The organism is Litorivivens sp. (assembly GCF_057445395.1).
Genome location: NZ_JBVBUV010000009.1, coordinates 63,717 through 76,731, shown reverse-complemented (window position 1 = coordinate 76,731; position 13,015 = coordinate 63,717). Strand labels below are relative to the sequence as shown.

Sequence of the window (13,015 nt, the reverse complement as noted above, 5' to 3'; positions counted from 1 at the left end):
ACCTCAATCGCGAAGGGCCGAGGTTCGAAGAAACACGTAACCAGCATGAGCAGGCCAGGCAGTTTTTACGACAGGCCAGTCGGCGCTACCGCCGCGACCCCATAGACTGGGAACGTTGGATGCGTTCTCAGCAGCACGATTTTGACTGGTTAGTGCATCGCGATGCCGAAAAGGATTTTGGCCAGCGACTCAGTTGGAGCACGAAGCTCGACGACATCATCTCCAAGGCCCCACCGCGCGCATTTCGAAAGCCCTACTACACAAAAGAGGGAATTCTGTTAATTCGACCACTGCATCGTCAGCAGGAAATTGACGGCTACCTGATCGCCAGAGTGAAGCCGCCCAACCCGATTATTGCTGAATTATTCTATCGCCATCTCTGGTTGCGGTTGCTGGCCGCCTTCCTGGCTACTGGCGCCATAAGCTACTGGATGGTCAGGCGTTATACCCGCCCCATTCGCGACCTCCGCCGGGCCACCCAAGCGCTCGCCGCGGGCAATCTAAGCGTTCGATTGCCCGCCTCAAACACCCAAGATGACCTGAGCGCCCTGCGTAAAGACTTTAACAACATGGCCGAACAACTTGAAGAATCGCGTAGTCGTCAGCGCGCCCTTATTCATGATGTGTCGCATGAACTGCGCACGCCCCTAGCGCGCATAAAGGCCGCCATTGCACTGGCTGAGCGCAAACAGGGCGAGTCGGCCGAACTTGTGCGTATCGCCGACGAATGTGAATACCTCAACCAACTGATTGATCAGTTACTACAAGAACCGGCGCAGATCGAGAGTCTGTCGGACACCCTGATTCTCAACACACTACTGGCCGACCTGATAGAGAAAAACGCCCTCGAAGCTGAACCTCGTCAGATACGACTAACCTTGCAGACTCCCCCGCGAGACATCTGGATTCTCGCAGCAAGTGAGGCGCTGCGCACTGCCATTGAGAATGTATTGCGTAATGCTATTCGCCACAGCCCCGCGCATGGCATCGTTGCGATAACCCTAGCGCAGGGCAATGAGGGCGACCTGACAATAACATTACGTGACCATGGCAGCGGCGTACCGCAGGACATGCTGCACAAAATATTCCTGCCTTTTTTCCGAGTCGACGAGTCCCGACAACGCGCCAGCGGTGGACACGGACTGGGCCTGGCCATCAGTAAGCGTATTGTCGAAAGCCACAACGGTCGAATCACTGCCAGTAATGCACAACCAGGCTTGACCGTCTCAATTACGCTGCCAGCGTCCTTGCGTGTGGAGCCACCACGCGAAATGTAATTCTAATCTGCTGGCGAGCCCAGGGCTCAGATTTTCCGGTCTTGCCAATAGCGCTCACGCAACGCTTTGCGATAGACCTTCCCGGCCTCACTGCGTGGCAACGCCTCCAGATACTCCACTGAGCGCGGCACCTTCTGGCGGGCAAGCGCTGCTTCGCAATGCTCTATCAGTTCTGCCGACAGTGCATCAGTACCCGTATACCCAGCTTGCAGCTGGACAAGGGCCTTTACTTCCTCACCCCACTCCGGGTGCGGCACACCGACGCAGGCGGCATCTGCAACAGCTCGATGCCGAACCAACACATCGTCAATTTCCTGAGGATAAATATTCACGCCACCACTGATAATGGTTTCTGCACTGCGGCCGGTTAAGAACAGATACCCGTCCTCATCGAGGTAACCGATATCACCGGCCGTATAATAGCCGTCGCGTTGCGCAGCAGCAGTTTTGTCCGGCGCTTTGTAGTACTCGAATTGGCTGTCTTTAGGGTTGAGCACCCAGATCTGACCCTCTTCCCCCGCTGCCAATCGATTGCCTTCATCATCCAGGATTATCATCTGCTCTGGCGCCGGCTTACCCACCGTGCCTGGCTTGGCTAACCATTCCTGCGGACTAACAAAGGTGCCTGGCCCTTCGGTACCGGCAAACAACTCCCAGATGATAGGACCAAACCAATCCATCATCGCCTGCTTGGTAGATCGCGCACAGGGGGCGGCACCGTGAATCACAAATTTCAGAGACGACAGGTCATATCCTTGCCGGACTGACTCGGGCAGTTGCAGCAGTTTGTTGAACATCGTTGGCACAAAGAAACAGTGTGTCACTTGATGAGTTTCAATCAAGGCGAGATTTGCTTCCGCGTCCCATTTGTCCATCATCACAATTCCGACACCGGCTGTCAGCGGTGTTTGCATGCACAGGTTAAAGGGCCCCGCGTGATAAAGCGGCCCAGTTACCAGACTGCAGTCTTTTCCCTCATCTGGGGCAAATTGAAATACTGCTGTCATCAGCTGCTGCATTTCGGCCGCTTTTGTCGGGTCAGCCTGTTTTCGCAATACCCCCTTGGGTTTGCCCGTCGTGCCCGAGGTATATTGCATAACGGAGCCGCGAATGGGCTGGGTGATGTCATCGCCTGACAAATCGATGCCGGCAGCGTCCCAAGACTCAAAACCGACCAATTCTCCGCCAATCGCCACCTTGATTTTCAACTGCTGGTTCCCGGCGACGGCAAGTTGCGCAGCGCTGCCGACCCTGATGTCGGCAAATAGCGCTTTGGCTTCACAATCGCTTACAATATAAGCAATCTCATCAGCTTTAAGGTGCCAGTTAACCGGAGTTAAACGCAGGCCAAGCCGGTGCGCAGCCATCACGACTTCGACAAATTCTGGACGGTTACCGCACAGCAAGGCGATCGGATCTCCCCGCTCTACACCGGCCTGCAACAGTAATCGCGCTAGCTGATTCGCACGATAATTAAGCTGGTAGAAACTACGCTCTCCATGCTCAGAAAGAATGGCGCGCCGCTGCGGATCACGACGGGCAATGGCAGATATCTCCATACCTACTGGGGCACACGCACAAGCTTCTTCAAAAATCGAGGGCATCGACAACTCTCTTTGAGGTTTATTTTAAGGTTTAGTGTTGTGAATGAGTGCAGCCTACCAGCCCAGCAGCAAGCCTTCCTTACGATTCAGTAAGACACAATGGGCCAGCGTTTCGCAAAATCAGTCCAGCACATCGCGTATCTGCTCAGTACTGAAACCGCGGTACATCAGGAATCTCTGTCGTTTTGCTTTTTCGCTTAAATCTGCCGGTTCCGCGTCGCCAAATTTCCGCTTTGCAACCCGCTCAAGCAGAGCATACCAATCAACCTCACAGGCGGCTTCGGCCTCTGTGATCAATTGATCACTGACGCCCCGCTGGCGCATTTCCTGGCGTATTCTCAGCTGGCCATAGCCACGCTCACTGCGCTGACGCAAATACGCTTCGGCAAAGCGCCGATCCGACTGCAAGCCCTCGTCTGCCAGCGTGTCCACGGTAGCTGCAACCACATCCGGCACAAAGCGGCGCTCAAGCTTGCTGACCAGCTCACGTCGACTGTGCTCACGTCGGGCTAACAGGTCCATCGCGGCGATTCGCGCCTCACGCTGACACTGCTTTTTGGGATCTTCAGCTCCTGACATACGTTTTTTACAACCAAACCTTCGGTAATTACTTATTTCTCATTATGTACCACAGCGTGACAATTAAACGAGGCGGAAATGTTTGTGCACCGCCCACCAAGTCCGCTAACGGAGAGTACGCATATGTACAGTAGCATTAAAGAAAAGTTTGCCCGATTTGCCACCAGCGAAGAAGGCGCCAGCGCAATAGAGTACGGCCTGATTGCCGGTTTGATCGGGGCACTGATTATTGTAGCAGTAACCGGTATCGGCGGCAGTGTATCTACCTTCTTCACCGATATCTGTACTAGCCTGGGTGGTTGCGCCTAACGCGCTAACCACACGCTGGAGGCCAGTATGGAAGGCGCTCTTTTCCCCCTGTCACAGGCTATAGCCGCTGCGATTCTCGCGATTATTGCCTGGCAGGACTGGACCCAGCGACGAATTCCCAACTGGGCTGTCGGAGTTCTTCTGGCCAGTGCCCTCGTGCGCTGGCTAGTGGGAGATCCAAGCAGCAATGAGCTGATGTTCAATCTGCTCATTGTGGCAGCCATATCTGTTCCAGGGATGGCGTCAGCAACGCTGGGCGCTGGCGACGTGAAGCTGTTATTTGCCCTGGCCCCGCTGTGGACAACCGATACGCTGGTGCACGCATTCAGCTTCGGGATTCTCGCACTCTTCGGGCTGGCTGCGGCCAGCGACGCTGCGCGGCATCACTCGACACCAGGCGGCGCTGCAGCCAGCACGCTCGGCCAACTGCGCCAGCGAGGCATTCCACTCGGCACGGCCATTGCTCTAGGCGCACTAATAACCGCCACTATTTCACTGTTTAAGGGGCTAGTCTAATGACCCGGTTTCGCAAGCACACCCAACGCGGTGCTTCGGCAATCGAGTTTTCTCTAATCTTTCCCGTGTTCATGGCTTTGATCTACGCCATCGTGACATATTCGATGGTATTCATGCTTATTCAGAGCTTCACCTACGCTTCAGAAGATGCGCTACGAGCCGCCATCGCAGTCGATTGCCAGGGCTTGACTACACAACAGTGCATCGATGACAGAATTACCCCGGCCGTACGCACTCAGGTTGTAAGCACCCTCGACTGGCTGCCTGCCTCGGTAAAGAGTGAAGTTCTGGGAGCCAGTGGAGAAAAAGTGGTTGTCAATTGTGTAAGCGATACCTGCACGGTGGAGGTTCGCTATAACAACTACGACTCAAATCCGCTTATCCCGGCAATAACGCTGCCAACGATCGGCACCATACCCCGTATACCGCAACATCTGGTTGGCCGTGCGAGTTTGAGAGTGTGACCCTAATTTCGTTATCACCCTGTGAAGGACTACAGTATGCAACCCAAATCGCTAAAGCTCGTTGCATTTTCACTGATCGGGCTATCGGTTATTCTCGCCATTGTCGGTATCCGGCTAGGCAGCAGCGACAACAACAAAGCGGTTACCCTCGCGCCTGAATCACCTTACAAAGTGCTGGTCAGCACGCGCGATATTGAACCCAACTCCATACTGACGGATGAGGATGTTCAAACGATCCCCTACCCGCTCAGCACCGGCGGCACATTTCAAAAGGCCGAAGATGTGGTCGGCAAAGAAATCTTTGTGCGCCTGCCCAAAGGCGAAGTCTTGCGCCAGTCGCACTTCGAAATCAGCAGTGTACTGGCAGAACAGGTTACTCCCGGTCACCGCGCAATGGCTGTTTCGGTCGATGAAACTGTCGGTGCTGGCGGCTTTCTGATGCCAGGAGACAGTGTCGATGTTATCTTCGCCGCCAAGGGTGGTAGTCGAAAAGACAACTCACATTTCTCTCGTCGCATACTCAGCGACATCAAGGTTCTGGCTTTTGGCAACGTCATTCAGGGAAGCGGGCCAGACGGAGAGCCCGTCAGTGGTAAACGCAGCCGCACCGCTGTTCTGGAAGTCCCGGAACCTGAAATCAGCAAACTGCTACTGGCGGACACGTCCGGCACACTGCGCCTGGCGGCCGTCGGCGACCGTGAACTAGCGCAACTCAAACTTGAAGCCGAGCCAACTGCGCGTATCGAAGTTAAAGCCGACATGAGCGACATCGTTGGCAAACCCAAATCCACCTATGTACCGCCTAAAGTCTATGTCTACCATGGCGACACAGTGGAAACCGTGAGGACCTCCCGATGAGCTGGAAATTATGGATTCCACTCTTTTTCGGCTTACTGGCAGGTATTGCCGTAGCTGTGGAAAGTACCGCAATGAGACTGGTCACTGGCGAGCAATACCAGATGCGTTCACCGGAAGCCATTGTGCGCACCGCGGTGGGCAACCCGGATATTGTCAGCGTCAAAGTTATCAACAGTCGTGAAATTCTATTGACCGCCAAAGCCGACGGTGCCACCTCACTAATGGTTTGGAAAAAGGGGTACAAAAACCCGCTGCGTTACCAGGTAAACACAGCTCCATCAGTATCAGGACTGGCCGCCAATGCTGAAATACAGGCTGTTCAAGGCGGTGTGGTTGTGAGCGGCTATGTAAATTCATTGAATGAGCACCAGAGCGCACTTGCTGGCGCGGGAAAGGCCGCTGTGGATACCACCCTTTCCACGGGCGCTATTCAGGTACAAACCGATATACGCATTGTGGAAATCAGTCGCAGCGAACTTAAGTCTGCAGGTGCGCTGCTGGGTAAAAACACACTTAATACAACAGCTGCAGTTGGCCCGCCCGGCTCACTGGGCGGCGTTGAGGGTGTAGGAGGAGCCTTTAACCTGCTGACCTCCAGTGGATTCTTACCAAACGCGGAAGGTTATTCACTCATACTAGGCAAAGCCCAGCGCAGTTTGCTGGGTGTGATCAGTGCCCTGCAAAACAACGGCTACGCCTACACGCTGGCCGAACCATCACTGGTTGCGATGTCTGGTCAAAGCGCCAGTTTTCTTGCCGGAGGCGAATTTCCTTACCCCGCAAGCAACGATAACGGCGACATCGATATTCAATACCGGGAATTTGGGGTGCGACTGAGACTCACCCCAACGGTACTCGACAATCAGAGCATTATGCTAAAGGTTGCTCCGGAAGTGAGCGAACTCGACTTCGTAAACGGCATCCAAACCGGGGGCGTCGCTGTGCCTTCGCTGCGAGTTCGGCGCACGGACACTTCGGTACAACTGGCCTCTGGAGAGAGTTTTATTATCAGTGGTCTGATCAGCTCCAGAACCACCAGCAATGCAGACAAATTTCCAGGGCTTGGTGACATTCCGGTACTGGGCGCTTTTTTTCGCTCTACGCGATTCGAGCAGGAAGACAAAGAGCTGATCATGATTGTTACTCCACATTTGGTCAGACCCATTGCTGCAAACGTACAGCTGCCGGAATTGCCAGGCGAAATCTATCGACGTCATAGTCCAAGTTTTGGTGACATGTTGTTTGGCGACACGCAACCCAAACACAGTGGTAAAACCTGGTCTTCGCCCGGCGTGGGTTTTTCAGACTGAGGAACCTAAAGCCATGACAGCCGAACACACTAACGCGTCTGCGCCCAGCGACGAATATCAACGCCTTAAAGCGGCGTTGCATCGCTTCGTTATTGAGCGTATCGAAGACGAAGACGCTTTTTACGACGGTGACACCAAGCGCCTGTCCAAATCGATCGCTGGCTATATACGACAGTACTGCCGGATCTACGAGTTCCCCATAGCTGAAGAAGAACAACTGGTTCTCGAGAAGGAATTGCTCGACGAAATTGCAGGCTATGGCCCCCTTCAGAGCCTGCTGGAAGACCCCTCAGTCAACGACATTCTGATTAATGGCCCGACATCCATTTTTATCGAACGCAATGGCGTACTGGAAAAAACGTCGCTGCGGTTTCTCGACGATCGCCACGTTCTAAGAGTTATTCGTCGAATGATTTCACCTCTGGGGCGTCGCATCGACGAATCCAGCCCGCTGGTCGATGGTCGGCTACCTGACGGCAGTCGAATCAATGCCATCGTACCGCCACTGTCATTGGAAGGCCCCTGCCTGTCCATTCGAAAATTTCGTCAAGAAGCACTCACCGAAGAGGATCTGATCAACAGCGGATCGATCACTCGTGAAGCTATGGAGTTCTTGAAAACGGCCGTAAATACGCGCCGCAATATTCTCATCAGCGGCGCAACCGGCTCTGGGAAAACCACGCTGTTGAACGCCCTCAGTCAGTTTATTTTCGATGGCCAGCGGGTCGTCACCATCGAAGACGCGGCAGAACTCCAGTTACAGCACAGCCACGTTGTTCGACTGGAAACCCGACCGCCCAATAATGAAGGCATTGGCGAAGTAACCGCCCGTGAGTTGTTGCGCAACGCGCTGCGTATGCGACCTGACCGCATTATTGTCGGCGAATGTCGTGGTGGTGAAATACTCGACATGCTGCAGGCCATGAATACCGGCCACAGCGGCTCCATGAGCACAGTCCACGCAAACTCCGCCGAAGATGCAATTACCCGCCTGGAAATGATGGTTGGGCTGGCTGACTTCAAAGGATCCGACAACCTCTGTCAGCGAATGATCAGCAGCGCCCTTGATTACGTGGTTCACGTAGGCCGATTAAACAGCGGCAAGCGCTCGGTACTGGAAATTGTCGAGGTGACCGGGACCAACTGTACACTCACCCCCCTATTTCTCTACGACGACGACCTCGATTGCCTGAAGCGAGTGATACCACGGGACGATAATACTGTAGAGCGCAGGCACGGGCCGCGCGCCAGCGATTTTCACCAGGGTGGCCACGCATGATATTGATTGGCGCAAGCTTGCTGATGTGTATGGCCGGATTGGTACTGGTCTTGGCGGGAAAACAGGAATCCGCCACCGCACCCGCCGCCGAAACCGAGGATACGTTCGATCCACTGGCCTCCAGACGTTCGCGCTGGACGCCGGAAATTATCGTCAAATATCTGAATGGGCTCGGCCTGAACCTAGCACCAGCCATCGTCATCGCCGCGCTGGTAATCGAGTCGGTGCTGTTTGTCATACTGGCGTTCGCGGTGGAACTGAGCCTCGCCTTTCTCGCATATGTCGCCATGCTCCTGACCACGCATCTGACCCTGCAGGCACTTGGCACTCGACAAAAGCGTATGTTACTACTGGCACTGCCTTCCTTTCTGAATCAGGTATCTCGAAGACTATCCAGTGGCGTATCAGTAGAACACGCGTTTACTGATTCAATGGAAAATATTGAAGGCCCACTGGAACTAGCTATGCGCCGTATCATGCAACGCGTTGGCCTCGGCCTGGAACTGCACCAGGCTTTTGAGCGCGAAGCGCGTGCCAACGGCCTCAAAGAGCTGTTAATCATTTCCACCGCTCTGCATATCAATGAGCAATTTGGGGGTAGTATCCGTGCGGTACTGGACGATATTGTGCACATCCTCCGACTCGATGATCAGGGCAAGCGGGAACTCTCAGCACAAACCGGTGAAACCCGGATCACCGCGCTGGTGTTATCCATTCTTCCTATCGCGATGATCGCGCTGCTATTTAGCATGAACCCGGAATTTTTGCTGCAGATGTGGCGTGACAGTTTTGGCAAGCAGTTATTGGTAGCCGCCTTTGCCATGCAGGTACTCGGTGTGTTTTCACTCTGGCGACTGGTTAGATCCATTTAGGAGACGCTATGGAAGCCTATCACGTTGTCCTAATCGCCTGTGTTCTGATGCTGGGAGCTGTGCCAATACTGCTATTGGCAGCCAAGGCAGACACAAAGCCCAAACTCGCGCCACCCGCACCGCACAAACAGACGGTTTCACCGGCCGCCGCCGAAGATGACAGCAAACAAAACCGGCGCAAACGCGCCCTGCAAGGACTGCAGCTTGAACCCTGGCGTCAACTGCGCAAGCAATACAAAACCATCGACGAGATTGCTCGGCTATTTCGTCAATGCGGCATCGGCAGCGCGGCAGATCAGATGCGTTATCTGATCACCGCCGTGATCGTAGCCACAGTTATTGCATTGCTGTGCTGGGTCGCATTCGCAAGCAACGCTCACGGTGTTGTGATGTCAGGCGTCTACGCCCTGCTAGTTGCAGGAAGCCTGCTGCTTTTCATGAAGCGTCTACTCAAAGAACGTGCCGACAAGCGGCAAAAGCGTCTGGAGGAAGAATCCCTGATGCTAATACAGACCACGCGTATGCTGTGGCGGGTAGGTTTGTCCTTACCCAAGACCTTGTCGATATTGTGTGATGAACTACGCCACCTGACACCAGACACCGCATCTGAACTGAAAATAGCGGTCAAGCGTATCGACTCCGGGCAAGCACAGGACGATGCGTTGCAGGAACTTTGCAACAACACCACCGCTGAAGGCTTTCGCGAGTACCTGATCATTCTCCGGCAGGAATCGACCAGTGGCGGCGGTATCGACAGCTCGCTCAATGAACTCTACGAGGTGCTGCAAAACCGGCGCAAAACCGGCTTGCAGGAAAAGGTGAGTAAAACCTCCGGCAACATGTCGGTAATCATGATGCTGTTCATGTTCCCCTCGCTCATCATCGTCATCGGCGGACCCGGTTTCATTGCCATATCCCGGGCCCTGTCACAACTCAACGGGGACTGATCCCATGATTTTCTTTAAACGCACAGCCATTACGATACTCTATCTGAGCCTGTGTGCGCTGACCGCCTGCAGCAGCGCTCCTACCGTAAGCAAAGTACCGGTCGACAGCGGCGAACGCTGCTACGCCGAATCGGACAAGAACCGCAACGTGCGACTTGACCTAATTCGTCAACAGGTAGCCGAAGGCCAATACTTTTCTGCAATTGCACATCTGGAGCGGGAAGATTTTCAGTCCGACGGAGCACGCTTCCTGCTGGCTGAGTCGCTGCGAAAAAGCGGCCAACTTGATGCGGCACTTACTGAATACAACACGCTCAAGCGCGGTTGTCTGAACGCACTGGGTTATCTGGGTGCGGGTAAGGTGCTCGCTGTAACCGGGAACCTTGAACAGGGCCTGGCAGAATTGAAAACTGCTCGGGATCTTCTGCCTACCGATGCAAACATTCGCAACGACTACGGTTTTGCACTACTGGCCAGTGGCAGCTTTGACACAGCCCGCCATGAGTTTATGACCGCAGTAGAACTGCAGCCTGGACACCCGGTGGCGATACGCAATCTGGTACTGGCACTGATCTTGAGCAGCGATACCCAGACCGCTTGGTCCGTTGCCGAGCACCACCATATTTCAGTGGACGATTTTCAGAATCTCGTCGTCAAAGCCGCTCAATTTCGCCGCAACCTGTCACAAAACCGTGCTTCTCGCGTTGCCAAAGTTCCTGCAGCCAACACTGAGCCTACTGTTTTGATTCGTTTGGGAGAAACCCTATGACAACACGCTATATGCTAGCTGCCAGTTTCGTCGTCAGTAGCTTGGCGATACCAGCTATTGCCCAGGAATCAGGTCCGGATACCAATCAGCTGCTGCGCAGTCAGCAGGCCACAAGTACCGCCCAGCTGCTGGAACTGCAACGCTCCGGCAAGCTCGCATCAAGAAATGAGCAGCGTCTTACCGGACCGGCACAAAGCAAGGTGTACGAGCGTTATATCAATAGTTTCGGCAACCCGATTCCAGATACCTATATCAGTGAAGAATTCAGCGAGTAAACTCTATGCAAAGGGTAGCTCAACGCTGGACGCGTCAATCGGGTGCCATCGCCATTATCTCAGCCATCACGCTGGGTGCTCTACTGATGTTTGTAGCGCTGGCAGTCGATACGGGGCGACTCTACCTTGAAAAACGCTCGTTGCAGCAACGCGCAGATCTCGCGGCCCTGCAGGCAGCCCAGCTGTATTGCAGCGGTTTCGAGAGCATTGCAACGGTAGAGAATGGTGTAAAAGCGACCCTGCTCGACCACGGTTTTGATGCCGACGATCCGGATAATACCGTTACTGTTGGTCTCGGCACCCTGAGCAGTATAGCGAACCGACGTACCTTTACGGGTTCTGCCAGTGAGTTTCAGGCGGTTCAAGTTGTGCTTACTCGCACGGTTCCCTCAGCATTGTTTGGTGGCAGTGTGTTTAGCACTAGCACGCTAAGCGCAACCGGTGTGGCAGAGCGCGATCTGATAGCGACGCTGTCTGCCGGGAACGCGCTGCTGTCGGTCGACAGCAGCCAGTCCGACATTCTGGATTCGGTGCTTGGCGGCCTACTTGGTGGATCGCTGAGCTTGTCTGCAGCTAGCTATCAAGGCCTGGTAGAAGGAGCGATTACCTTTGGCGACTTAATTGCAGAGTTATCTGCTGCCGGACTGCTCGGTGCTGCCGCCAGCCTGAATGACTTGAGTAATCTTGATCTATCGCTAAGCCAATTGTTAACGGCCATCAATGACACCCTGACGCTCAATGGTGGTAGCGCCGCTGCGCTTAGTGCAATGACAGATATCATTACAGAAGCCAGCAGTAGCGGCAGCGGTACAGAAACGGTCGACCTGGGCTCGCTACTCGTTGTGGACGATGACTATGCTGGCAGCGAGCAAGGCAAGGAAAGTACAGTTACGCCCCTCCAACTCATCACCGCATCCTTGCTCGCAGTCAATCTTGGCGACACGATCAACCTCAATATTATTGCAGACACCGCGTCGCTACCGATGATTCAACAGCTGTTTGGCAATTCCATCACTCAAACCGTCGCGCTCACTATTCAAAGCGTACCGACCATCGCGGTAGGTCGCTTCGGCTACGACACCCTGGGCAACCCCAGAACTCGCGCCGAAGCTGCCGCAGTCGATCTTGTTACGGGCGTAAATCTTAATTTCGGACCAGGCACCAGCGGTCTGTTAGATGCACTGTTATCCAATTTGCTCACGGTGTCGGGCAACGTGTATGTTGCGGCAACGTCCGCCGATACCGAAGCCTGGTTAGACCAAATTAACCAGTGCCCACGCCTGCTATCGCGCACATTCGATTTTACAGTGGGGGCTTCACCCGGTGTTGCAAGTGCCATTCTACGTGGAGCAACTGCCGGTAGCCCAGCCGATCTATCAGTAGATTTGAACCTGCTGGGGCTCGGTTTGGTAACCACCACGTTAAATGTCGCGGGCACTCTTCCCATCGACAATGGCAGTGACAGCACCATTCCCTTTACTGTCGATCTGTCGCAGGCCGACGCCATTCCGACCGAAGAAGGCACCACCAGCACATCGCTGTCTAACGCGGTATCCAACGGTGTTACGAGCGCAGGCAACACACTGGTCACCAATATCAACGCACAGCTGCTAGGCTTACCCATCACGCTGTCTACCGGCAACAGGAATATACTGACCAACAATCTGCTGCTGGCGCTAAGCCCGATACTCGGCGGCGTTACCGAACTTACTCTCGATCCGGTACTGGAAGCGCTTGGCTTGGCCATCGGTGAAGTCAGAGTACAAATTCTAGATGTGCAGGAAGGCCGAAGCGAGTTGATGATGTAGCACTGCGGCTATCGCGTCGACGGCCGGCCCGGCTCAGGGCGCTGCCTGGTCATCGTTTTAGCACAGCAACGCTTGCAGATCGCGGTGAGACACTGACGGTCCGTTAACCCGGAACACAGTACTTCTTCTGCGCACAACGCGCCGCTGG

The 13,015-nt window shown here is 54.5% G+C and carries 14 protein-coding genes; 12 read left to right on the top strand and 2 right to left on the bottom strand.

The window, feature by feature from the left end:
* Positions 1–1,277: ATP-binding protein (locus tag AC222A_RS04895; RefSeq protein ID WP_486774687.1), on the top strand; the 1,277-nt coding region annotated here is incomplete at its 5' end.
* 26 nt (positions 1,278–1,303) lie between these two features.
* Here the strand turns inward: AC222A_RS04895 and AC222A_RS04890 are convergent.
* Together AC222A_RS04890 and AC222A_RS04885 are read right to left on the bottom strand one after the other, a co-directional pair.
* A complete protein-coding gene (locus AC222A_RS04890; protein ID WP_372765019.1) occupies positions 1,304–2,881 on the bottom strand; it encodes an AMP-binding protein in 1,578 nt (525 codons plus the stop codon).
* 120 nt (positions 2,882–3,001) lie between these two features.
* On the bottom strand, positions 3,002–3,460 hold the full coding sequence (locus tag AC222A_RS04885; protein ID WP_372749945.1) for a regulatory protein RecX: 459 nt from the start codon (positions 3,458–3,460) through the stop codon (positions 3,002–3,004).
* A 123-nt stretch (positions 3,461–3,583) separates the two neighbouring features.
* Here AC222A_RS04885 and AC222A_RS04880 point away from each other — a divergent pair, with 123 nt between their 5' ends.
* From AC222A_RS04880 to AC222A_RS04830, 11 genes are read left to right on the top strand one after another with little or no spacing between them, the layout of a single operon-like run.
* Positions 3,584–3,769: a Flp family type IVb pilin gene (locus AC222A_RS04880; protein ID WP_372749944.1), complete on the top strand. Its 186-nt coding sequence runs from the start codon at positions 3,584–3,586 to the stop codon at positions 3,767–3,769.
* 27 nt (positions 3,770–3,796) lie between these two features.
* Complete coding sequence (locus tag AC222A_RS04875; RefSeq protein WP_372749943.1) at positions 3,797–4,285, top strand: prepilin peptidase; 489 nt, start codon at positions 3,797–3,799, stop codon at positions 4,283–4,285.
* Complete coding sequence (locus tag AC222A_RS04870; protein WP_372749942.1) at positions 4,285–4,749, top strand: TadE/TadG family type IV pilus assembly protein; 465 nt, start codon at positions 4,285–4,287, stop codon at positions 4,747–4,749. The genes AC222A_RS04875 and AC222A_RS04870 overlap by 1 nt, the downstream gene beginning before the upstream one ends.
* A gap of 36 nt (positions 4,750–4,785) precedes the next feature.
* Positions 4,786–5,607, top strand: a complete 822-nt coding sequence (gene cpaB / locus AC222A_RS04865) for a Flp pilus assembly protein CpaB (protein WP_486774686.1) — start codon at positions 4,786–4,788, stop codon at positions 5,605–5,607.
* Positions 5,604–6,917, top strand: a complete 1,314-nt coding sequence (locus AC222A_RS04860) for a type II and III secretion system protein family protein (protein ID WP_372747727.1) — start codon at positions 5,604–5,606, stop codon at positions 6,915–6,917. The genes cpaB and AC222A_RS04860 overlap by 4 nt, the downstream gene beginning before the upstream one ends.
* 13 nt (positions 6,918–6,930) lie before the next feature.
* Positions 6,931–8,196, top strand: coding sequence for a TadA family conjugal transfer-associated ATPase (locus AC222A_RS04855; RefSeq protein ID WP_372747728.1), 1,266 nt, complete (start codon positions 6,931–6,933; stop codon positions 8,194–8,196).
* Positions 8,193–9,068 (top strand): type II secretion system F family protein, encoded by an 876-nt coding sequence (locus AC222A_RS04850; RefSeq protein ID WP_372747729.1) that lies wholly within the window; start codon positions 8,193–8,195, stop codon positions 9,066–9,068. The genes AC222A_RS04855 and AC222A_RS04850 overlap by 4 nt, the downstream gene beginning before the upstream one ends.
* An 8-nt stretch (positions 9,069–9,076) precedes the next feature.
* On the top strand, positions 9,077–10,015 hold the full coding sequence (locus tag AC222A_RS04845; RefSeq protein ID WP_372747730.1) for a type II secretion system F family protein: 939 nt from the start codon (positions 9,077–9,079) through the stop codon (positions 10,013–10,015).
* A 4-nt stretch (positions 10,016–10,019) separates the two neighbouring features.
* Entirely contained in the window at positions 10,020–10,784 is a 765-nt protein-coding gene (locus AC222A_RS04840) for a tetratricopeptide repeat protein (RefSeq protein ID WP_372758956.1), read from the top strand.
* On the top strand, positions 10,781–11,059 hold the full coding sequence (locus AC222A_RS04835; protein WP_372747732.1) for a DUF3613 domain-containing protein: 279 nt from the start codon (positions 10,781–10,783) through the stop codon (positions 11,057–11,059). Before AC222A_RS04840 ends, AC222A_RS04835 begins: the two co-directional genes overlap by 4 nt.
* A gap of 5 nt (positions 11,060–11,064) precedes the next feature.
* Positions 11,065–12,867 carry a pilus assembly protein TadG-related protein gene (locus AC222A_RS04830; RefSeq protein WP_486774685.1) on the top strand — a complete coding sequence of 601 codons (1,803 nt, stop codon included), beginning with the start codon at positions 11,065–11,067 and terminating at the stop codon, positions 12,865–12,867.
* Positions 12,868–13,015 lie beyond the last annotated feature (148 nt).